24 protein-coding genes are annotated in these 21054 nt (G+C 55.4%); all 24 read left to right on the forward strand.

Features of this window, described 5'->3' with window-relative positions:
- The first annotated feature begins 12 nt into the window (after positions 1 to 12).
- Positions 13 to 1011 carry a hypothetical protein gene (locus EPN93_17445; GenBank protein TAL31580.1) on the forward strand — a complete coding sequence of 333 codons (999 nt, stop codon included), beginning with the start codon at positions 13 to 15 and terminating at the stop codon, positions 1009 to 1011.
- A gap of 10 nt (positions 1012 to 1021) precedes the next feature.
- Positions 1022 to 1441 (forward strand): hypothetical protein, encoded by a 420-nt coding sequence (locus EPN93_17450; protein TAL31581.1) that lies wholly within the window; start codon positions 1022 to 1024, stop codon positions 1439 to 1441.
- Positions 1442 to 1861 carry a hypothetical protein gene (locus EPN93_17455; GenBank protein TAL31582.1) on the forward strand — a complete coding sequence of 140 codons (420 nt, stop codon included), beginning with the start codon at positions 1442 to 1444 and terminating at the stop codon, positions 1859 to 1861.
- Complete coding sequence (locus EPN93_17460) at positions 1858 to 2262, forward strand: hypothetical protein (protein TAL31583.1); 405 nt, start codon at positions 1858 to 1860, stop codon at positions 2260 to 2262. The genes EPN93_17455 and EPN93_17460 overlap by 4 nt, the downstream gene beginning before the upstream one ends.
- Positions 2262 to 2690: a phage morphogenesis protein gene (locus EPN93_17465; GenBank protein TAL31584.1), complete on the forward strand. Its 429-nt coding sequence runs from the start codon at positions 2262 to 2264 to the stop codon at positions 2688 to 2690. The genes EPN93_17460 and EPN93_17465 overlap by 1 nt, the downstream gene beginning before the upstream one ends.
- A 4-nt stretch (positions 2691 to 2694) precedes the next feature.
- Positions 2695 to 3246, forward strand: coding sequence for a hypothetical protein (locus EPN93_17470; GenBank protein TAL31585.1), 552 nt, complete (start codon positions 2695 to 2697; stop codon positions 3244 to 3246).
- Between the two features lie 2 nt (positions 3247 to 3248).
- Positions 3249 to 3497, forward strand: a complete 249-nt coding sequence (locus EPN93_17475; protein TAL31586.1) for a hypothetical protein — start codon at positions 3249 to 3251, stop codon at positions 3495 to 3497.
- 12 nt (positions 3498 to 3509) lie between these two features.
- Complete coding sequence (locus EPN93_17480) at positions 3510 to 4940, forward strand: DUF2586 family protein (protein ID TAL31587.1); 1431 nt, start codon at positions 3510 to 3512, stop codon at positions 4938 to 4940.
- Positions 4941 to 4950: 10 nt separating this feature from the next.
- Entirely contained in the window at positions 4951 to 5370 is a 420-nt protein-coding gene (locus EPN93_17485; protein ID TAL31588.1) for a hypothetical protein, read from the forward strand.
- A gap of 9 nt (positions 5371 to 5379) precedes the next feature.
- Complete coding sequence (locus EPN93_17490) at positions 5380 to 5745, forward strand: hypothetical protein (protein ID TAL31589.1); 366 nt, start codon at positions 5380 to 5382, stop codon at positions 5743 to 5745.
- Positions 5746 to 5932: 187 nt separating this feature from the next.
- Positions 5933 to 8416, forward strand: a complete 2484-nt coding sequence (locus EPN93_17495) for a phage tail tape measure protein (protein ID TAL31590.1) — start codon at positions 5933 to 5935, stop codon at positions 8414 to 8416.
- Positions 8409 to 8918, forward strand: coding sequence for a hypothetical protein (locus EPN93_17500; GenBank protein TAL31591.1), 510 nt, complete (start codon positions 8409 to 8411; stop codon positions 8916 to 8918). Before EPN93_17495 ends, EPN93_17500 begins: the two co-directional genes overlap by 8 nt.
- A complete protein-coding gene (locus EPN93_17505) occupies positions 8915 to 9304 on the forward strand; it encodes a hypothetical protein (protein TAL31592.1) in 390 nt (129 codons plus the stop codon). Before EPN93_17500 ends, EPN93_17505 begins: the two co-directional genes overlap by 4 nt.
- Entirely contained in the window at positions 9297 to 10250 is a 954-nt protein-coding gene (locus EPN93_17510) for a hypothetical protein (GenBank protein ID TAL31593.1), read from the forward strand. The genes EPN93_17505 and EPN93_17510 overlap by 8 nt, the downstream gene beginning before the upstream one ends.
- On the forward strand, positions 10247 to 10819 hold the full coding sequence (locus EPN93_17515) for a hypothetical protein (GenBank protein ID TAL31594.1): 573 nt from the start codon (positions 10247 to 10249) through the stop codon (positions 10817 to 10819). Before EPN93_17510 ends, EPN93_17515 begins: the two co-directional genes overlap by 4 nt.
- Entirely contained in the window at positions 10816 to 11196 is a 381-nt protein-coding gene (locus EPN93_17520; protein ID TAL31595.1) for a hypothetical protein, read from the forward strand. The genes EPN93_17515 and EPN93_17520 overlap by 4 nt, the downstream gene beginning before the upstream one ends.
- A gap of 7 nt (positions 11197 to 11203) precedes the next feature.
- On the forward strand, positions 11204 to 12343 hold the full coding sequence (locus EPN93_17525) for a hypothetical protein (protein TAL31596.1): 1140 nt from the start codon (positions 11204 to 11206) through the stop codon (positions 12341 to 12343).
- Positions 12336 to 12920, forward strand: a complete 585-nt coding sequence (locus EPN93_17530) for a hypothetical protein (GenBank protein ID TAL31597.1) — start codon at positions 12336 to 12338, stop codon at positions 12918 to 12920. Before EPN93_17525 ends, EPN93_17530 begins: the two co-directional genes overlap by 8 nt.
- 3 nt (positions 12921 to 12923) lie before the next feature.
- Positions 12924 to 14267, forward strand: coding sequence for a tail fiber protein (locus tag EPN93_17535; protein TAL31598.1), 1344 nt, complete (start codon positions 12924 to 12926; stop codon positions 14265 to 14267).
- Between the two features lie 9 nt (positions 14268 to 14276).
- Positions 14277 to 14846 (forward strand): hypothetical protein, encoded by a 570-nt coding sequence (locus tag EPN93_17540; GenBank protein TAL31599.1) that lies wholly within the window; start codon positions 14277 to 14279, stop codon positions 14844 to 14846.
- A 54-nt stretch (positions 14847 to 14900) separates the two neighbouring features.
- On the forward strand, positions 14901 to 15920 hold the full coding sequence (locus EPN93_17545) for a hypothetical protein (protein ID TAL31600.1): 1020 nt from the start codon (positions 14901 to 14903) through the stop codon (positions 15918 to 15920).
- Positions 15921 to 16051: 131 nt separating this feature from the next.
- The gene (locus EPN93_17550) at positions 16052 to 16828 is read left to right on the forward strand and encodes a DNA adenine methylase (protein ID TAL31601.1); all 777 of its coding nucleotides are present in this window, start codon (positions 16052 to 16054) and stop codon (positions 16826 to 16828) included.
- A 69-nt stretch (positions 16829 to 16897) separates the two neighbouring features.
- Positions 16898 to 17899 (forward strand): hypothetical protein, encoded by a 1002-nt coding sequence (locus tag EPN93_17555; GenBank protein TAL31602.1) that lies wholly within the window; start codon positions 16898 to 16900, stop codon positions 17897 to 17899.
- 9 nt (positions 17900 to 17908) lie between these two features.
- Positions 17909 to 21043 (forward strand): efflux RND transporter permease subunit, encoded by a 3135-nt coding sequence (locus tag EPN93_17560; protein ID TAL31603.1) that lies wholly within the window; start codon positions 17909 to 17911, stop codon positions 21041 to 21043.
- Positions 21044 to 21054: the final 11 nt, after the last annotated feature.

Consider the following 21054-nt stretch of genomic DNA (forward strand, 5'->3'; position numbering starts at 1 on the left):
AGGAACGACATTATGAATTTTGAAAGAATACCGCTCTCAAAGGAGATGTTCGTCGAGGCGAAGGAGAAGCGCCTCACGCTGTCGGAAGTTCTCCGCGCGCACGAGAAGTTCGACAGAGAGGCAGAATCGAAAGGATTCTCTCCCCTGGTCCAGCAGCTCGCCGCGCGGGGGCTCGCACTTTCCGGGACGCATGCGGCATTGGTCGACGACTTCTTCAAGACCGAAGACAACAAACTCCTATTCGCTGAAACCATCAACGAGGCGGTACGCATCGGCATGATGGAAGAACTCAAGAGTTTCGTAAACCTTAACGAGCTCGTCGCGACGAAGACGGGGATCGGCGGAACGATCTACCAGGGCGCAGAGGTTGACCTGGATAACTCTGCCGCTTCCAGCCGACGGGTGGGTGAACGTGGTGAGTTTCCTTCGGTGGTGATCAAGTTCAAGGATAAGGCGATAAAGCTTGTCAAGAACGGTTATCGCATCGAGGCCACATACGAAGCGATCCGCCGGATCAAGATCAACGTGTTCGCTGTCACGATGAAGGTCCTCGGCCGCAACATCGCGCGCGACAAAGTAGCGATCGCCGCGGATGTGCTTATCAACGGCGATGGAAATTCCAACCCCATCGGCTCGATCAATGCGGCCGTATCCGGGACGCTCGCGTATAAGGACGTGGTGAACCTCCAGGAGGAGTTCGAGTATTTTGAGCCCTCGCTCATGATCGCGCCCAAGGCCATGCGGGTGGCGTATCTGAACCTTGCCGAATACAAAGACAAGAACGGCCCCTCGATGCCCGAACCTCCGAAGAAATGCGCCGCGGTACCCGCCTCGAAGATCATCGCCCTGGACGCGAAGGCGGCGCTCGAAGAGGTATTCGAACAGGGTGGTTCGATGGTCGAGTACGACAAGATCATAGCCAAGCAGATCCAGGAGGCCGTGGTCTCCGAGGTGAGTGGATACGCTAAGCTCTTCCCCGAAGCGTCGAAGATGCTGAACGTGACGTTCTAGGAGGGATGCAATGGATACGGTAAAGGTGAAGATCAAACGGAGCATCGCCGCGAAAGGCTGCGGCTTCTGTGACATCGGCGGGAAGCAGAATATCTTCCCGCCGAGGGACAAGGACGGGAAGCCGGATGTAAACTCGGTCTTCCATCTCAAGTCCACGTCCTTCGTGGAATCAAAGATCGCGACTGGCGAGCTCGTGCTCGTCGGTCGCGAGGGGGTCGAAGGGCCGAACACGGCCCACTCCTCGAACGGCTGTTTAGCGGTCAAGGTGAACGGAAAGGTCATCACCGAGCTTGCTGTTCCCGAGGGGCTTTCCGAAGACGCTATCCTGGAGCTCGTCGAAAAGGACGCGGCCGTTCGGGACTCCATCAAAGGGAAGAACATTAAAAGCGTCGATGTGAAGAACGGCCAGGTGCTCATCGCGGTAAAATAGATGTTAAACGCCATAGCTGACATAAAGGCCATCTGGCCGGGCGACGCGCTCAATATCGATGATACGGTCAAGGACGGTAATGATAAAACCGCCTTCGACCGCTTCATCGAAAAAGCGGGTGCGGCGATTGACCGTCGGTTGAAAAAGTGGGTGGGAGAGGCGGTTTTTGAGGACGCCTCTTCAGCTACTCCCACAGATTCCGACAGGGCCGACGCGATCAAGGAAGCAGAGATGGAGCTTTTTCACGCGTCCATGGCGGAGCACATGATGAGGGAAAACATCAAAGGGATGGAAAAGGATATCACCCTCCCCAGCGGCATGAGGATCTCCCTCTCGGTCTTCTCGCGCGAGGATTACGAAAAAACCATACTCCTGTTCTCGGACGCCGCATATTGCCGCCTGGTGGAGTGGATTCTATGATCGTACGTAAATCGTATTGCACCAGGCTCCTCAATCGATCCTGGGGAGGGATCGCGAAGGGAACGATCATCGTGCAACGCGTCACCTCTATAGCCGGGGACGGATTTTTAAACGTTGCGAAGTCCGGGATCCGGACGCCGGGAGCATTACAGAATTGCGATATCTGGCTCGCAACTCAGAAGAGAAAGGAAACCCGCGTGGGTGTCGAAACGAGTGCCGACGCCATTATCTGGATGGACCGGGACCTGATCGCAACGCTTGGAGAAACGGATATCATCACCATCGGGGGAACGATCCAGGGCGGGAACGTAACGGGTGGGACGGACTTTCGGATAAAGAATATCGATGCGTATGATTCGATCATCGGCGACAAGGCGAAGGTGGAGCTCGCGAGGTTGTGATGGAAGGGAACTTCGATCGGCTCATGGAACTCCTCGAGAATTTCAAAGAACACATGGAAGACAAGATGGCCTCTCCACTCGAGGAAGCCGGAGAGATCGTGCGGAAGAACATTGTGAAGGGGATTCGTGATCAGAAGTGGCTGATGCCGCCTCTTGCCGCGAAGACCGGTCTGCGGAAAGCGAAACTCGGGCACTCCCCGCTCATTCTCATCGCGAAGGGTGATTACTTCGCATCCTTCACGACGGAGCGTATCCGCTGGGATGAGGTGCACGTGGGGACAAATCATCCCCAGGGACGCGCGCTCGAATTCGGGTATGCCCCGCGCGGTCTTCCCGCCCGTCCGCACATGACCCCGGCGCTGGAAGAAAGTATGCCCGAGGTCATGGAAGTTATCGAAGAGGGTTACCGGAAAGTATTCGGGGTGTGATGAAATGATCGCGGACCATATCAAATATCTGAAGAGCCTGATCGAAACGAAGATCACCATGCGGGACGGTACAGGATCGCCCCTTGCGGCGCGATTCTTCGAGGTGTATCCGGATGCGGCAACCATATCAAAGAGCCTTCCCTGTGCGGCCCTTCGTCACCTCCCAGGGAAGAATTCATTTCATGGCGGATACGATCGAAGCGTTAAATCCGGAGACGAGATCGCCAAGGTGCGCAAGCTCTACGACGCGGAATCGCTCTACCAGGTGGATTTTTACAGTAAGGACGTGTACGACTTCATCGAACGTGATGGCACCTACTTGGGATACTTGAATCAGTTTGTGAAGCTCCTTGTGGACGAACCGAGATTTCCCGCCGCTGACGGGAGCTATATCGAATCCGAGCCGGGAGCATTCGGCGTCATCGACGATGAGACACTCATCACGGACGGGATCAAAATGGCCTACTGCCGCGTGCTCGTTCATGACGGCGTGTATAAAAGCGAGACCGTTCCGGCGATGCCGGGCGATATCGAAAACTTTCATATCGAGGTGTGAGAATGGGCAAGGATGAGGAGATAAAGGATGCTTCGTCGAGTGAAGGCGTCGCGTCCGCGACAAGCGGGAGGAGAATCTTCCGCGGTGAAGTGAGGCTTCTCTCATGGATCGAGTGGACGAAGGAACTCAAGGTCGATAAGGCCATCGCCCGCGGCGCCTGCGCCGGAGTGAACGCCGAATGGGAAGCGCCGGTCGACAAGGACACATTCGAGCGGGCGGTTAAGATTTTCGCCGAAGCGCGGCACGGGTAAAAGGAGGACACGATGAGGGGAGATGTAAACGTAAACCTGGTGGACGGAGGCCTTGGGAATCTACCCAAGGGAGCGGACGGCATCCACCTGAAGGTTGGGGTTGCGGAAGGCGGAATAGCCGACCAGGTGTATGAGGTTTCGAGTTATCGCGAGGCGAAGGAGATCCTCATTTCGGGTAAGCTCCTCTCAGCGATCGAGACCTATTACAACGAGTTTTCAAAGGACAAGAAGCAGGTCCCGCCGAAGATGTTCTTCACACGGCCGGTAAACGACGTGGCAGGATCGGTGACGGAACCCGTGAAAACCGGGACCGGAATCGCGACGGCGATCGCCGCAGGGACTCCCACCGGGGATCGCGCGTTCGTTATCGAGATACTCAAGGGCGGCGCACCGCTCACCGCGACGTATCGTAAGAGCCAGGACGGGGGGAAAAGCTGGAGCGATGAGATCACCACTCCGGCGTCCGCGAGCCCCATCAACGTGGGCGCGGGATGCACCATCGCCTTTACGGCTGGCGGGACACCGGCCACGTCGTTTGTTGAGGGCGACGTGTGGAAGTTCGACGCCCTGGGACCCACGGCATCCGTCGCGAACGTACTCGCGGCGGTGCGCGCGGGAAAGCAGAACTACGAGATACGCTTTGTCCACGTCGTGGGCGCCACGGTCAAATCGTTCTGGGTCTCCTGCGGCGATATCGCCGACGACTGGGAAGCGAACTACCACCAGCTGGTGAAATTCATCTGCGAGGCGACTCCCCGGACCACGGAGACCGTGGCCGAATGGTCGATGCTCAGGATCAACGAAGCGAAAGCGTTCATGCACAAGCGCGTAATCGCGGTCGCCCTTGAGGGGAAGAGCACGCTGACCGGAGGTAATATCAACCTCGCATGGGTGCTCGCGGCGAAGATCGCGGCCGCACGGGTGCATGAGTCGGCGGGCTTCGTGGACAAGTTCGCGTTTCTCACCATCTCGGAGATCCGCGACTGGACAGACCTCTCGAGCAAGGACGGCGGGGACGCGTGGCTGGATACCATGGACGACAACCGCCTGACGGTGGCGACGCAGTATGATAATTATCCCGGCTTCTACTTCTCACACGCAAACCTCATGTCCGACGAGACCTCCGATTATAAGCGGGTGCAGGACCTGCGCCCGATCGATAAGGTCAGACGGATCGCGCGTCAGAAGATGATGCGATTCCTGGAAAGCCCGGCACATCCCGAAGCGGGGATCGGCGGCATCCAGAATCTCAAAGCGGAAGTCGATGCAGCGATCGCCGGGGAGATGGAGCGCCGGGGAGACAAGGAAATCGATTCCCACGAGTTCGAGATCGATCCCAACCAGGACGTGGTTTCCACCGGCGAGGTCTACGGCATGATCCACGTCTACAAGATCGGCACGATGGAGAAGATCACCGTCGATGTCGGCTATAAAAGCGAATAGGAGGTGATCCATGTCTGTTGAGGAATATTCATGGGCGAAGGTGGATATCACGCTGATGGGGCGGCTCCTCATCAATGTCGAGGACTTCGAATATAAGCGCACACAGGAAATCGAGGTCTTCTTCGGAAACGGTCAGGAAGCGACCGGATGGGGCCGCGGCGAGATCAAGGGAGAAGGGAAAGTAAGCGTCTCCGGTGCCGAGTATGCGTCGATCATCGACTTCGCGACCGCGTATGGTTACGATCTCTTGAAGATGTCCCCCTTCCCGATCATTGCAACGCAGAAGGCTGAGGGAATGCCGACTATCGTGCATATCCTGACACAGTGCATTTTCAAGGAGGATGGTTTCAAGGGGAAGGCGAAGGACAAACGTTTCATGTACGATCTGCCCTTCGTGATAGTCGGAGAAGTGCAAAAGGTTAAGATTTAAGGAGGCGTCATGGATATGGCATATGAACCGTTGACCGACACAAAGCTCGCTGAGCTTCAAAGCCGGATCGACGGGTGGAAGGCGAAGTTTGGGGACCAGGGCGGTATTCGAAGCATCGAGGTGCCGGATGAAGAAGGAGACGATTTTTCCGGGATATTTCGGGTGCCTACTAAGGACGATCTGGAACGTTCCAGTCGTAAGGAGCTGAGCAACATGGAATCGGACACACAGCTGTGCATGCTGTGCGTCTTATACCCGGAACCAGAGGTTCTCCAGGGAATCTTTCGTAAAAGCTGGGGATTGTGTGTTCCGATCTCGAAAAAACTGCTGCAGCTTTCAAAGGTCACGCGGGAGGCCCGCGCAAAAAAGTTATAAAGCTTCGTACGTTCGACCTCGACGGGGGAGCCTGTGGCGATCTGCTTATCCGCCACTACTTCCCCGGCGTGGACGTTGCGAAGCTTACCGATGATGAGTATTACATGATGATCGCCGATGTCGAATTTCTTGAGAGACGCGCCGCGACTCTCATGGCAAACGCGATCGGCATGGCTTTCGGGGGAAAATGAACGACGGTGATTTTACATTACGAGCGGTTCTCGGGATCAAGGACGATGCGTCCGGTCCCGCGGGACGTATCCAGGGACATTTCGCCAATCTGAAATCCGAGATCGGGAAAACCGAGACCGGTCTTAAGTCGTTCAATAAGCACATGGACGATCTCAAATCCGGTGCGAAACTCCTCGCGATCGGTGCGGCAGCGGGACTGGTTACCAAGAGTCTCGCGAGTGCACGGGTAGAAGTCGCTCAGCTGGAAAGCGATATCAAGTCGGTGGATGTATCCGATACGGGTATCGCCAATATTCATACCTCTGCGGATGAAATAGGACGCGCATTCGGAATCACCAAGGAAGCGTTCATGGCGGGGGTATACGATTTAAAATCCGGCGTATCGTCGCTGACCGATGACACGCTCCCCAAATTCTACAGCATATCGGTCAAGACCGCGATGGCAACGAAGGGCATCCCGGAACAAATGGGAAATCATTTCGCCGCGACGTATAACGTGTTTAAAAGTCAGCTCAAGAACATTACCGATCTGCAAATAGCCGAGAAAATCGGGAACGTCACCACCTATGTCGCCAATAAGTACCGCGCGGACGGCGCGAAGATCGAACAGTCATTTAAAACAATCGGGGCCGCGTTCAAATCGGTTGGCGGCGAAATGGAGGAGCAAGGCGTGCTGCTCGGCACGATCATGAACATGGATGATGCAGGAAAAGCGGGTACCATGTTTGAAGCATTTCTCCGCGACGTCGGGAAGGCGGGTGGAAAGCTTGGCCTTGAATTCACCGACTCCTTGGGTCATATCAAACCCGTTGTCGAAATTATTGAATCGATCAAGCGGAAATTTCCCGACCTGAAAAGCCTCTCCGCACAAGCATCCCTCAAGGATGCGTTCGGCAGTGATGAGGCGGTTAAGTTCGTTACGTTCCTGGAAGATAAAACGGGGAGTATCCGTGATGACCTCACGGAATTAAAGTCTATAAAACTGGGGAGCTCCCTCTTTGAGCAGGGTGCGCAAATTCGCGCGGATAATTTATCGGCTGACATCAACAAGCTCGACGCCGGATGGAAGAGCCTTAAAGAAACCCTCGGGCAATCGATAGAATCGCCGCTACGCTTCGTTATTACCGGGATCAAGGAAGCCATTTACTGGATTGCCGGTTTCCTCAACGAATACCCGGCGCTCAAGGATTTTGTCGGACTTGGTATCGCCGGTGCTGCGGTGTTCTTCACTATCGCGGGCGCGATCAAGGTCGCAACCGGCGCCATGGGGCTCTATAAATTGATGACGGCGGCCGCCGCGGCCGCGACCGGGACCCAGGCGGCCGTGACCAGCGGCGGACTACTCCCCGCGCTCTGGGCTTCGGTGAAGGCCATGTGGGCGTATACCGCGGCGCTCCTCGCGAATCCTACGACGTGGGTGATTATCGGAATCGTCGCCCTGGTCGCCGGGATCGTACAGCTCGTGAAGCATTGGGATAAAGTCAAGACCGCGGTGGTGGGGACGTGGGATGGAATCAAGACCACGATTGACGATGCCCTCACCTGGGTAAAGGACAAGTTCCTGGCCGCCTGGGAATGGATAAAGAGCACCTGGGAGAACGCGCCCGGATGGGTAAAAGGCCTGGTCGCGCTTGTCATGCTTCCCTTATGGCCTTTCGTCGCAATGGCACGGGTCATCATCAACAACTGGGAATCCATCAAGGGATTTTTCATTTCGGTATTCGATACGGTTAGGACGGCCTCGATCGGGGCCTGGGAGAAAATGAAACTGGGAGCGGCGGCCGCCTGGCAGTGGACGAAGAACGCCTGGAACGGAATCGCCTCGTACTTCGACGGACTTGGCGACTTCATGTTCGCGCCGCTCCTCTACGCCTTTAACGCGATCAAGACCGTGGTTACGTTCGTGCAGGAACACCTCGGGGCTTTTTTTGATTGGTTATGGGATAAGATAAAGATGATCTGGGAGCCGGTAAAAGAGGTCCTCACCGCGGTGGGCGACTGGTTCTTTGGTGACTCCACGAGGCAGGCGGAAAGCGCGGGGAAAAAATTCGGTGAGACATGGGGGCGAGGCGTAAAATCATCTTCCGGGCTCATTCAATCGCTCATGGGCGATATGCTGAAAAGCGCGGTCGAGCCGAACTTCAATAAATCTGACGCGAAGACGGGTCCGCTCGCGAACACCTCACGCTGGGGGCGCTCCTTCGTCTCTACCTGGGCGGGCGGCGTCGAGCATGAAGCAGACAGGAACCAGGCTGTCAGGAAATTCGTTGGCCTGGTGGCGGAGCCGATCAAGACGACATCGCCCGTCATTCAAAGCCTCACGGAAAACTCCAGCCGGGCCGTGAACATCAATCCGCGCCAGCTCATCAATCTCACCCTGCAGGGCGGCGCGAAGAATATGTCGATCGAGGAGTTTTCGCGAATGCTCGCGGAAGTGCTTTTCAAGGAACTGAACAGCCTGGAGGCGACCGTTGGCTAATCCGCTCGGCGCGCTCACCGATCTGCTCACCTACAACGGCGGCCAGGTCGCACACCTCTTCGTCTCCGACGTTTATCCGCTCAAGATCGGGGACTACCAGTTCCCGGTCGAGTGCATTGTCCAGGTTAAGGGGGCAAAGAATATCGTCATCACGGAGGTCCCCGGCGGGAACGGTACCGTAAAGGAGCTCGTGGGCTTTCCCGATTACGAGGTCACGATCGCGGGGCAGCTTATCGGCAAGACCAACAAGGAGCTTCTCGCCGAAATGAAAAACCTGGTGAACCTCTGGAACAACGCCCAGAGCCTTCCCATCATCTGCAAATACACCGAGACATTTGGAATTAAGCGCGTATGCCTCAAGGATTTCACACCCACCGTGCGCCAGGGATTCGAATCGATCCTCTGGTTCACCATCGACGCGATATCGGATAACGAGATCGAACTCAAGACTGAGATCAAGCAGAACATGCGCAGTACGCTCAGGAAGCTTCTCGGAATATGAAGTACTACACGACACGATCCGATGATACGATCTACCGCCTGGCGGTGCTCTTCTACTACCGCTGGGATTTGTGGCCGCTTCTCTATTATCCGAACGAGGGCGCCCTGGGCATCGATCCTTTCACCATCGCATCGGGAATCAGGATCATGGTCCCGGAGCCGCTCTTGACCGATGAGCTCCATGGAGCGGTAGAGGGAGACACCACATACACGCTCGCGGAATCATATTACGGGCTCTGGTGGTTCTATAGGCTTATCGAAGAGGCGAATGCGTGGCCGATACTGCTCAAGGCCGGGGAAATCTATCGCATCCCCGCCCTGTGCTCACAGATGGAATATGACGCTGCCGCCGAAATGAGGAAGGCGCTCCATGTTGAGCTTGATTAGCAAATGCACCGTGGAGGGGACGGAAATCCCGCGCATCGCCGAGGCGAAGATCGTATCGGACTGTACGGCGTCGACCGATACGGCGAGCATCATCTTCCCGAAGCTCAAAGCGAATCCGTCAGATTTCCACGAGGGGCAGCGGATAGAGCTCTTTCTCGGGTATTCAAAATACGGCCTCAAGTCGGAGTTCTCGGGGGTGATCGGCGAGGTCTCGCCCAGGGCGCCGATCGAGCTCAAGTGCTTTGATAACTTCCACCTATTGCGCCAGCGCACTCTCTACCGGATGTTTGCCGGGCAGACCATAGAACAGATTCTCAAGGAAGTGGTGACGGATTTTCCCATCGTGTGTGACGAGACGCCCGTGGTTACGACCGGATGTCCTGGACTCACCGTTCGGTGGTTCCTTCTGCAGCTATGCCGTCAATATGGATTCAATGCGTTTTTCAGAGAGGGGAAACTCTATTTCCTGAAGCCGGGCTCAACGCTCCTGGACGAAGGCGAGCCCCCGGTATTCTGCGAGGGTGAGAACATCCTGGAGGATAATTTGTCTTTTCATACGCCCGAGAGCGTGACGCAGGTGGTGGTCCTTTCCGAGACCGAGTACGGGTTCCTGATCCGGGCGCAGTACGGCACCGCCGCGACAAACGTGCACACGATCCATTGCGAGGGCCTCGCCTGGAATGACGCCTACAAGCGCGCGGAGGAGCTCTATAACGAGCTTAACTACGGGGGATTCAGAGGGAGCTTCAAGACGCTCGGGTACCCGTACGTGCGCCACAGTCTCACCTGTAATATCGATTCCAAGACCGAAGGGAAAGCGGGCACCTACAGAATCGACAAGGTGGAGACGAACTTCGGCACGGGCGGATTCCGGCGCATCGTATATCTCGGAAAGCGCACCGGGGCGTGGAAATCTACGACAAAGCGAAAGAGGATATTCGATTGAAAAGTCTGATCGAAAACTTGAGCGACCTGGTCGCGAAGGCGAATCCCGTCTATCACCCCACGCCGGGAAAAGTGAAGGCGGGAAGCATGGATGATACAAAGGGAATGTGCACCGTTATCCGTGACGACGGCAAGCCCGATGTCCCGAAGGTGCGGCTCCAGGCAATGTTCAGTCCCGACTTCATGATCGTGCCGGCGGACGGCTCGAAGGTGATCATCGCGTGGAGCGACAATAAGCTCACACGGGCCTTCATCGTAAGCGTGGAGAAAATACGAGCCATAAAGTGGCAATCAAGCCCCGCGGGGACCGTGCATATCGAGGCGACGGACGCGGGGATCACCATCGAGAACGGCGCGGGGAAGATCATGCTCACCAATCAAGGGGTAAAGCTCGGTGACGGGACCGATCCCATGGTGCTCGGGCTCGGGTTTCAATCCTGGGCGCAGTCCGTGGACCTCGCGCTCTCCCTCATCATCGCCTGGGGCGCAACCGTCACGCCGCCGCTGGCGGGGGCCGTGCCCCCGCTGTCTACGCCCGCGATACTATCTCAAGTGAATAAGCTGTCATGAGCGACTACAACGACATCCTGGGTTCGGATCTGGCTGAAGACGAGACCGGCGATCTCGCGATCGATATCGGCCGCGGTGACTTCAGGAGCGCGCGTGGGATGGATTGTTTTCTCGCAGATATACGGTTGTCGCTGGTCACGCCCCCAGGCGGTATCATCGACGCTCCGTTCGAAGGGGGGCTCTTCAGCCGCGAAGGACCGCTCGACGAGCTTCGCGTCATGGAGATGCGGCGCGCGTACGAGGAGCTTCTGCAGAGCGACCCAAGGACAAAGCCCACGACAGTCAAGATTACCGCGTCGCTCGTCGACGGGAAGCCGAACTTCTCGGCGAGCTTTGAGACCATCACCGACCAGGTGATCGACAATTTCGTATTGTGAGGGTTCGATGAACTTTAATGTATCCTATGATGCGGTACGGGCGAAGATTCTCCAGGAGATCATCGGAGATGAAAAGCTCAAATCGCTTAGAGCTTCGAAAGATGACCTGACAAACCTTAATCCACCTTCCAAATGGCTCCGGATCGTGAATGCCGTCGCGCGCGCGATTGCGCATTTCATCGCCGATATTCTGGCCAACATCTACGATTCTATTTTCCCGCAGACCTCCGACAAATACGCGCTCGCGCGGCACCTGGCTGAGGAAGGGCTCTTTCTAAAATCCGCAACCAAGGCAGAGGGGTCTATTCGCATTGGGTCGTCGACCTTGCCGACTCGGCGCGTCGATATTCCCCAGGGAGTGCTTCCGAAAACACCAGGTGACAAGAGTCTCGTGTTTGAAACGCTCGAGAGCGGTTACATTGATCAGAACACCCCCGCAGACATGAATGGAAAATATACCGTTGCGCTTACCATGAGGGCACTCGCGACCGGTCCCGCCTATAATGTGAACGCAAACACTGTCACCGATCTCGAAACCAGCATCGACGGGATCGATGTCATCTATAATCCAGATTACATAGGTGGTGGCGCCGATGAAGAGTCAGTCGAATCGGCCCGGCAGCGCCTCATCGACGCAAAGAAGGTATTAAGCCGCGGTACGATGAGCTGGTTCAAATCCGAGGCAGAGAAAATATCCGGGGTGCACCAGGCGATCGTCGTTCCCCGGCATCAGGGACGGGGGACCGTGGGGATTCTTGTTGTCGGAGAAGGAGGCCCCGCTCCCGACGCAGTGTTGCAAGCCGTACGCGATCGCTTCAATACCGATGAGGAAGATCCCGCGGGAGCGTATAACGTTATCGTCGGCAGGCCGGAGAATTTTATCCAGGATTACACGATCAAGGTGTGGTACAGCTCCCAGTACGGGGTCCCCACCGACGTCGATCTCAACACCGTCCTGGCAGACTATCTGCTCGATCTCTCGCCGGGGCAGGACCAGGTGCTCGCAATCATAGAATCGCGCCTCATCGCGTTCGGTATGAAGGACGCAAAGGTGCTCTCCCCCGCGGCGAACATTGTAGTCCCCGGCTCGATGATCTCCGTCCTTGGTACGATAACCTGGGTTAAAGAGGTATGGGTCGATGGCTAGATTTAGCTTCAATTTCTCGACATGGGTGTGGCAGCACCTGCACCCCCTCACGGTCAAGCTCGGCTTGAGCTCGATCTGGGCGCGCTTATTGAAGGCGCTCACCAAACCGATCGAGACGGTTCTCGTCCCGATTGCGAATACTTTGTATGATCAGTTGTATTTAACAAAATGCTCCGGGGAGTCGCTCGACCGCCATGCCGCGTTATACGACCTCGCGCGGAAAACCGATGAGAGCAACCGCGAGCTGCTGGATAGGATTCTGCTGTGGAAAATTATCCTGCGTCGGGGAGGAACCATCCAAGGAGTAAAAAGCATCATCGCGCTTTTCATAGGCGTGGACGCAGAGATCATCCAGGAATTTTACATGGAGGACGTGTTCACGATCGGCGTGACGGCGCTTGGCACGGGGAAGAGCGTGGCAAGCGATTATCTCGTCTTCGTGTTCAAGATAATTCTTCCCGATTTATCAGGGCAATCAGTGGACCATGCATTTATCGTGAAAAAGATCGATGAATTCAGTCCCCACAATGAATTCATCATCCTGGAGAATCGTCCGGGAGGATATTACGAATGGTAGGAGATGAGCATGTACGATCAGGATTATAAGGGCGTCGCGGGAATGAATTTCCCGGAGAACGGGAAGATCCTGTACAAACAGGATTTTGCCGAGGAGCAGTCCGGCATCGGGGAAGAGGTCGTCGATAGAGAATCGGATATTATTTCCCGAGGCGTCATTGAAGGCTTCGATGTCACAGTGTCCTCGACGGCCGGGTGCGTCGATATTACTGCGGGCTCTGCGCGCGATTCCCTGGGAAGACGTGTCACGAAGGCCGCTGTGAACGCTTTTCCTCTTCCGGATATCCAAACCGTGAAGCTGGTAGCGCGGCATGTATGGACGTATGAAAATTATATCCCCGATGGATCCGCTGAAACGAAGATCCGGAGGAAGCACTCAGCGGAGATAGCTACTATACCAGACGCACAGGCCCTTTCCGATCGGGAGGTTGGGCTCTTCAAAGTCACGCGATCCGGAGCGACGGTCACCATCGTGGAGGATCTTCGCAGTTTCGCGCAGATCAGGAGTAGGGTCTTCTCGTTCACGCCCATCCTCCCCGCAACCGATCCCACGCTCGATAATCATGCGGTTCGGAAAGCATACGTGGATTCGCAGATCCTCAAATACCTGCCGATCTCCACTATCCTACCTTTCGCGGGATTCGCGACTCCTCCTGGATGGTTAAAACCGGATGGTTCGTCGCTTTTACGAGCGACGTATGCGTCCTTCTTTAATGTCATTTCTCAGAATAAAGGGACCTTTACTGTCACTATCGCGACCCCTGCTGTTTTCACGCTTAACAATCACGGTCTCCAGACCGGAGATTGCATTTCGCTCACCAGCACCGGATCGCTCCCAGGTGGATTGAGCGTCGATTACAATTATTATGTGATCTACCTTGACGCCACTACATTCAGGCTCGCGAATTCTTATGCGAATGCTATAGCAGCGACTCCTGTTCCCATCAATACATCTGGAACTCAATCTGGTACTCACTCCCTGCGCTACAATCCATGGGGCATCAATGGAGCGCTCTCATTCTATCTCCCGGACCTGCGTGGCCTTGGTCTTGTATTCGCCGGGCAGCAGGCGACAGCCGCATGGGCGAGCGCGAATTATGCGGCGGTGCTGGGGGCGTATATTCAGGATAAATTTCAACGATTTAAAGCGCGATTATACGTTGAGGCGCATAATGGTACGAATGGGGGAACAGGTTCATTTGCCACATATACCCAGCAGGGAGAAAGTTTTTATATTGCAAACAGTTTTGCACAAGATTTCCAAAATGATGGATATGGTGATCCACGTACTGGATTTACCACTCACGGTCCTGTAGCGGGCGTGAACGCAATAATCCGAGTTGCATAGGAGACAATCATGATTACGAAATACTGGACGGACAGCTACGGTAACGTTTTCTCCGAACCGGCACAGATATGCGAATTTGAGGGAATCCCGCTTTACAATCCAAGGAATGAGATGTTAACCCCTCCTCCAATATGCGAGGGAGGGAAACGCCCCGATCTCATCCCCGATCCCGCGACCCAGAGCCTTTCCTGGTCGATAATCCCGATCGATCCGCGTCATATAAAGTGTGCGGACGGAATAATCCGGGATAAGGCCCCCCTGGAATTGATGCGCGACGGGCTGGAACAAATCCCCCTGGGAATGAAGGTTGTCGTAACACAGATCACTCCTGAACATCCACACGGACTCATGCTCGAAACACAGACGCTGGATGAGCGCGTTGCCTCCGGGAGTCTCACTGCCGACCAGGCACATGCAATACGGCTGGAGATTTGTCACTCCCAGCGTCGCGCGGCCTATCAAGAGACATCAGACGGTCTGTTTTTCGACTGGCAGCGGGGGGCCGCCACGCAAGAAGCCTGGCTAATCGCCATCGACGCGATAAAGGCAAGGTTTCCGAAACCAGAAAAAAATTCTTGAACGCAACCGGATACTCTGGTACTCCGGAATTATATAGAAAGTGGAGGTAACACCATGAAAAGATTCGCATTGTTTTTTGTCCTCATTATGACATTAATTTCCAGTTGCTTCGGCGGGGATTCGAAAGACCCAGCCAAGCAGATTCTGCGCGGGACGGCCGCTACCGGGAGCTATTTTCCCGACGGATCGGTGGTCGAGCTCAGGGCAACTGCCGTGGATGGGGTCCCTTCCGAAATACTAACTTCGTCGGTCGTGGGGAATGAAGGAGAATACCAGGTAGAAGTGACCGGACTCACCGCACCGTTCCTGGTCCGGGTATATGATTCTGCGGCCTCCCGGTGGTATTACAGCTATACCGATGGAACCGTGCTCAAGGCGAACGCGAATCCCTACACTGACATGCTCGTGCGGCAGTGGTATAATTACCGCTCAGTCATACATGGCAATCCCATGAACGTTGACATCGATGATATTTTCACTCCCGGGGTTTATCCTCCCGGGACTGCGGATATTGTCTCTTTACATCCTTCATGCAGCTCAGGGTTCCTTCCGGATAATACCCCGATCAATATTCCTGACGATTACGCAGTGCAGCGCGCAAGCACCATTCTGTCTTCTATCATCTCAAGCCGCTACAACGTCGCTCTCGAGGATGTGCTGGTCGATAGCTGGGTAGCGGGACAAGGATTTGACGCGCTACTCGATTCGATCGGTGAAGCCACATTAAGCGTCTATATCGTGATGGCGCTATCCAATGTTTATTTATTCCCCGAGATACTCAATGATGTGTCGATCTACTTCGACGATTCCACCGGGAAATTCCACGCGGAATTCTGGACCGCATATGGCAATCCGACGTGGATTGCGTCCCTGGGTGCTAACATGGAGGTCAGAATAAATTGGGGCGATCCTGAAGTATTGATTACGAAACAAGCGGATTCGACCGCAGGCAATAACCACTTTCTGATCGAGACAGCATTCACGAGCTCAAGCTTGGTATGTCAGATCGAGTTTTTCGACTTCGCTGATATCGCTACCAGCCGGGTCATGTCGTTTCCCACGTATCACCGTTAGTTCTTTCCATGAGATGAGCAGCGGGGAGTGCGACTAACACTCCCCGCAATCCACGATGACGCGTGGACCACAGTAAACTGCTGCTCAATAATATTCTCGATAAATCCCGTGATATTATTAAGGAGTTTTACATGAATAGTCCCCTCGCGTATATCGGCGGAAAAAGCATTCTTTCCAAGACCATCGTCAAACTGATTCCTTCCCATATCACCTATTGCGAGGCGTTCACCGGCGGCGGTTGGATGCTCTTCCGTAAGGAACCGTCCAAGGCCGAAATAATCAACGATCTCGACCGTGACCTGGTCGCCTTTTATAGGGTGATCCAGAATCACCTCGAAGAATTCTTAAAGCAATTTAAATGGCTTCTCACATCCCGGGAAATGTTCGAGGACTTCAAAGAGCAACTTGAGGTCCGGGGCCTCACCGACATTCAGCGCGCCGCGCGTTATTACTATGTGCAGCGCACATGCTTCGCGGGAAAGGTTAGAGGGAGGACCTTCGGTGTGAGCTCGGATCGCAAGCCCCGGATCAACCTGGTCCGCATGGAAGAAGAACTATCCGAGGTTCACTTAAGGCTTTCCCAGGTGTTGATCGAGAACCTCAGCTGGGATGAATTTATCAGCCGGTACGATCGGCCCGCGACTTTCTTTTACCTCGACCCGCCGTATTACAAAAAGCCGGTCTATAAGCACAACTTCGAAAGCATCGATGACTTCATTCGCATGCGTGACATTCTTAAAGGCCTCAAAGGCAAGTTCATTTTGAGCATCAACGACCATCCTGAAATACGAGAGGTCTTTAATGGCTTCCGCATGGTTCCAGTTTCGTTGAACTACACTGCCGGGATGGAGGTTACAGCGGGCAGGGAGTTGATAATAGGGAACGTTCCCCTGAAGTTAGCAGGATGACGTGGTTTTTCACAATTTACAGTTGCATTATTGTGGGTTTTCGCGAAACTGATTGCACGCACATATAACATGAGCGTCACCCAGCCGTTTTATTTTCCGGGCAAGCAAAAGCTGGCGGGAGAAATCGCCGGAATCCGGGAAATGATCGCGGGGCTCAGCCTGGCCGAAACGAGGCTTTTTGTCCGGTATGGCGTAATCGGGCTTTCATACCGGTACGCCGTGGCATCCGAACTGGCGAAGCACCTTGAGGAGCGGGTGACCAGGTTTAAAGCCATCCAGGTGTATCTCTCGAGCCGGCCCTTCGCTTCCCCCAGGAAACGCATGGAGAAACACATCGTCGAAATGAAGCAAATACTGCTCCAGAAAAATCTCGACGAGGTCCGCGCGGGAAGGGACATCATTTGGGCTAAACTCAACCTGTTTCTCGATCTCCCGGGACCCATCGTTGTCAGATCACCGTGGTTTAACCGAGGCGAGGTATTGGACAGGGAGGCTCTTCTTGCTAAGGTTGAACATGGAAACATAGACTATAAAAGGCAGGTTCTGGTGCTCGACAGGACCCTGAAGGAGACGGATCTCGCGCGTACATTCAGCTACCCGGACTTTGGCCTTTCGTTCCTTTACCATGAGGACCGCGCGCAGGAGACGGAACGATTCGTTGGAGCCGGGATATCGTTCACTGTTCCCCTGTGGAACGCGAACAGGGATGGGGTCAAGAGCCTCGAGGCGGCGGTTGAGGCGGAAAAATCCCGCACAGCATTCGTTAAACGTGAAGTCATTCAGACCTTCACCTCGTCGTTTATTGCCTTTGAAATCGCCCGAAGCAACCTGGAGCGGCTTCCCATGACGATGCTGGACGACGTTCATGCGCGTCTATTGGACGCGGACGAGTCGTTCAATGCCGATCTCATCGACCTGGTCACCTACGGCGAGGTCGAATCGCAGGCATTCGAAACGCATCTCGCCGTCCTGAGCGCGCAGCACGAGTACGTAGAAAAGTATATGGCGCTTTTCATCCTGCAGGGGAGGGAGGACTTCACACTCCCCGCGCCCGCCCGGAAAAATCCATAGGAGTCGGACATGTACCAGAGAATAGTCGAATTGATAATAAAAAACAGGAGCTGGATCGCGTTTTCCTCTGCCATTGTCGCCGCGCTGGGACTGTATGCCGCGGTGACATTGCCGATCGACGCCATACCCGACATTACGAACACGCAGGTTATCGTGAACACGAAAACCGGGGCGCTCGACCCGGAGCAGGTGGAAAAGACCGTTACCTATTATATAGAAACCGAGCTTGCGGGGCTGCCGCGCGTCGCCGACATGCGATCACTTTCCCGGTATGGCCTCTCGCAGGTCGTGGTCTTTTTCGAGGACGGCACGGATGTCTACCGTGCACGCCAGCTCGTCGCTGAGCGACTTCAAAGCGTACGTGAAGCGCTTCCCGGCAACCTCAGTCCCGAGCTTGGCCCCATCAGCACCGGCCTGGGTGAGGTGCTCATCTACACGGTAAAGGCGAAAAAAGGTTCATCGCTCGAGAGGAAGAGCGAGCGTGAGCGCCTTACCTATCTTCGCACCGTGCAGGATTTCATCATCCGGCCCTATCTTAAGTCGACCATCCCCGATACCGCGGAGATCGACGCGATAGGAGGCTATAAGAAGGAGGTCCATATCGATTTTCACCCGGCCAGTCTGTCGCGGTACGGCATCACGATCGATGATTTGCTTCGCAGGCTCTCTACCCTGGGGGAGAATATCGGCGGCGGCTACATCGAGAAGAAAGGGAAACAGGTCATCATACGGACCGATGCCATGCTGGACAACCTTGAAATCATGAGATCGGTGCCCGTGAAGCTCATGGCCGATGGCAGGTTCGTCACGCTTCGGGACATCGCGGAGGTGCGCGAGGATCACGTCCAGCGTCTCGGCGCGGCCACGTACGGCGGCAAGGAGACCGTGCTTGGCGCGGTGATCATGCTGCTGGGGGCCAACAGCCGCGAAGTGGCCAGGAACGCCGAGCATGCGCTCACTGAGATATCGCTCCCGCCAGATGTGGAAACCGAAATTGTGTACACGCGCAGTTTTCTCGTTAACGCCACCATCCAGACCGTGGGTGAAAATCTTGCAATGGGCGCGGCCCTTGTCGTGGTGGTGCTGCTCTTCATTCTCGGCAATGTGCGGGCCGCGATTTTCGTATCGTTCGCCATTCCGCTTTCAATGCTCGCCGCGGCTGTCGGCATGAATTTTTTCGGTATATCGGCAAACCTCATGAGCCTGGGGGCGGTGGATTTCGGACTCCTGGTGGACGGCTCCGTGGTGCTCATTGAGAACTATCTGCGCCGCCGGGAAGAGCAGGCGAGGAGCGGCGCGGCGATCACTTCTTCCGGAAAACTTTCACTGCTTGCGGATTCGTGCGCTGAGGTCGCCAAACCGGTCATATTCGGTCTCGTTATCATCATGGTCGTCTATGTGCCCATTCTTACCCTGGAAGGCGTCGAGGGCAAGATGTTCCGCCCCATGGCACTCACCGTGCTCATGGCACTTGGCGCAAGCCTCATCGTGGCGCTTGTCCTCATGCCGGTCATGGCCCATTACGCGGCTCGCGGCGGGAACCATGCGGAATCCGATCCCTTCCTTTTCCGGCTCATCCGTCGCGCCTATTATCCCGTGCTTGATTTCAGCCTGCGCCGCCGGGCCCCGCTGGTTTCCGCGGCGCTCGTGATCGTTATTGCATCGGGCGCTGTTTTTTACCGCACCGGCTCGGATTTTGTTCCGTCGCTCGATGAAGGTGACATGAGCATCGCCTTTGTGCGCGAATACAGCATAGGGATCGAGGAGGCACTGCGTCAGCAGGCGATCTGTGAGAAAATCATCGGCAGCTTTCCCGAGGTCGATCGTGTATTCGCCCAGATCGGCTCGTCGGAATCTTCCACTGACCCCATGAACATCAATATGGCCGATACCTTCGTGATCCTTAAGCACGACCGCGGCGCATGGCCGAAAATCAACGGGAAACGGCGGACCAAGCGCGAGCTTTTCGAGGTCATCAGGAGCGAAATCGAAAAGAAGGTACCGGGACAGGAAATATTTTTCTCGCAGCCCATCGAGCTGAGGTTCAATGAAATACTGGAAGGCAGCCGCGCCGATGTAACGCTGCGCATTTACGGAAAAGACCTGAATACCCTGAGCGATCTTGTCGAGCAGGCGGAAGAGATTCTGCGCCCGATTCCCGGTTCCAGCGAGGTAGAGAACGATCCCATCACGGCGCTTCGGAAAAGTCCCATGTTCACGATCAGGCTCAATTACGCGAAAATGAACAATTACGGCGTGGGACTGCAGGAGTTAAACGAGACCATAGAGACCGCCATGGGCGGCCGCCGCATCGGCAGCTACTACGAGTATGACTGGCGCTTCCCGGTGGTGCTTCGCATGAGCGAAGAGCATCGCAACGATTTTCGCACAATGGCGGCGATACCGGTGCCGCTCGCCGACGGCGGCACGGTACCCCTGCACGATCTTACCGAGATCGGCGAGATCGAAAGGGTCGCGAACATCGCCCGGCATCGATCAATGCGCTACTCAGCGGTATCCATATTCCTGGGCGACCGGGACATTGCCGGTTACGTGGCCGAGGCGAAAGAGGAAATAGCAAAGAAGCTCAAGCTCCCCGAAGGATATTATATCTACTGGGGGGGGAAATTTAAAAACCTCGAGCGTGCACGCGCTCGCCTTTTCATTATGGTGCCGCTCGTGCTCTTCGCGATCTTCATACTCGTGCTGCGGAGCGTGGGGAGCTTCCGGCAGGCCCTGCTCGTATATACGAGCATCCCATTCGCGATATCCGGCGGCGTCTTCGCCCTGGCGGTGCGCGACCTTAATTTCAGCATATCCGCCGCGGTAGGGTTTATCGCGGTACTCGGCATTGCGATATTGAACGGCCTTGTCATGGTCACGTTCATTAATCAGCTCAGGGAAAAGGGTGAGACCTTGAGGATGGCGGTCTTCAGCGGCGCACATAAGCGGCTCCGGCCGGTGGTAATGACCGCGCTCGTCGCGACGCTGGGATTCCTGCCCATGGCACTCAATACCGGCATGGGGGCGGAGATTCAACGGCCCATCGCCACGGTCGTCATCGGGGGTCTCATCACCTCGACAATCCTGACGCTCGTGCTTTTGCCTACACTCTATCTTTGGATCAACAAGGAGACAAATTAATGGAAACGATA

This window comes from Spirochaetota bacterium (genome assembly GCA_004297825.1).
GTDB lineage: Bacteria > Spirochaetota > UBA4802 > UBA4802 > UBA5368 > FW300-bin19.

Bases quoted from the DNA above. Each gene is read 5' to 3' on its own strand.
- EPN93_17445 (TAL31580.1), top strand. From the start codon at position 13: ATGAATTTTGAAAGAATACCGCTCTCAAAGGAGATGTTCGTCGAGGCG.
- EPN93_17450 (TAL31581.1), top strand. From the start codon at position 1,022: ATGGATACGGTAAAGGTGAAGATCAAACGGAGCATCGCCGCGAAAGGC.
- EPN93_17455 (TAL31582.1), top strand. From the start codon at position 1,442: ATGTTAAACGCCATAGCTGACATAAAGGCCATCTGGCCGGGCGACGCG.
- EPN93_17460 (TAL31583.1), top strand. From the start codon at position 1,858: ATGATCGTACGTAAATCGTATTGCACCAGGCTCCTCAATCGATCCTGG.
- EPN93_17465 (TAL31584.1), top strand. From the start codon at position 2,262: ATGGAAGGGAACTTCGATCGGCTCATGGAACTCCTCGAGAATTTCAAA.
- EPN93_17470 (TAL31585.1), top strand. From the start codon at position 2,695: ATGATCGCGGACCATATCAAATATCTGAAGAGCCTGATCGAAACGAAG.
- EPN93_17475 (TAL31586.1), top strand. From the start codon at position 3,249: ATGGGCAAGGATGAGGAGATAAAGGATGCTTCGTCGAGTGAAGGCGTC.
- EPN93_17480 (TAL31587.1), top strand. From the start codon at position 3,510: ATGAGGGGAGATGTAAACGTAAACCTGGTGGACGGAGGCCTTGGGAAT.
- EPN93_17485 (TAL31588.1), top strand. From the start codon at position 4,951: ATGTCTGTTGAGGAATATTCATGGGCGAAGGTGGATATCACGCTGATG.
- EPN93_17490 (TAL31589.1), top strand. From the start codon at position 5,380: ATGGATATGGCATATGAACCGTTGACCGACACAAAGCTCGCTGAGCTT.
- EPN93_17495 (TAL31590.1), top strand. From the start codon at position 5,933: ATGAACGACGGTGATTTTACATTACGAGCGGTTCTCGGGATCAAGGAC.
- EPN93_17505 (TAL31592.1), top strand. From the start codon at position 8,915: ATGAAGTACTACACGACACGATCCGATGATACGATCTACCGCCTGGCG.
- EPN93_17520 (TAL31595.1), top strand. From the start codon at position 10,816: ATGAGCGACTACAACGACATCCTGGGTTCGGATCTGGCTGAAGACGAG.
- EPN93_17525 (TAL31596.1), top strand. From the start codon at position 11,204: ATGAACTTTAATGTATCCTATGATGCGGTACGGGCGAAGATTCTCCAG.
- EPN93_17530 (TAL31597.1), top strand. From the start codon at position 12,336: ATGGCTAGATTTAGCTTCAATTTCTCGACATGGGTGTGGCAGCACCTG.
- EPN93_17535 (TAL31598.1), top strand. From the start codon at position 12,924: ATGAGCATGTACGATCAGGATTATAAGGGCGTCGCGGGAATGAATTTC.
- EPN93_17540 (TAL31599.1), top strand. From the start codon at position 14,277: ATGATTACGAAATACTGGACGGACAGCTACGGTAACGTTTTCTCCGAA.
- EPN93_17545 (TAL31600.1), top strand. From the start codon at position 14,901: ATGAAAAGATTCGCATTGTTTTTTGTCCTCATTATGACATTAATTTCC.
- EPN93_17550 (TAL31601.1), top strand. From the start codon at position 16,052: ATGAATAGTCCCCTCGCGTATATCGGCGGAAAAAGCATTCTTTCCAAG.
- EPN93_17555 (TAL31602.1), top strand. From the start codon at position 16,898: ATGAGCGTCACCCAGCCGTTTTATTTTCCGGGCAAGCAAAAGCTGGCG.
- EPN93_17560 (TAL31603.1), top strand. From the start codon at position 17,909: ATGTACCAGAGAATAGTCGAATTGATAATAAAAAACAGGAGCTGGATC.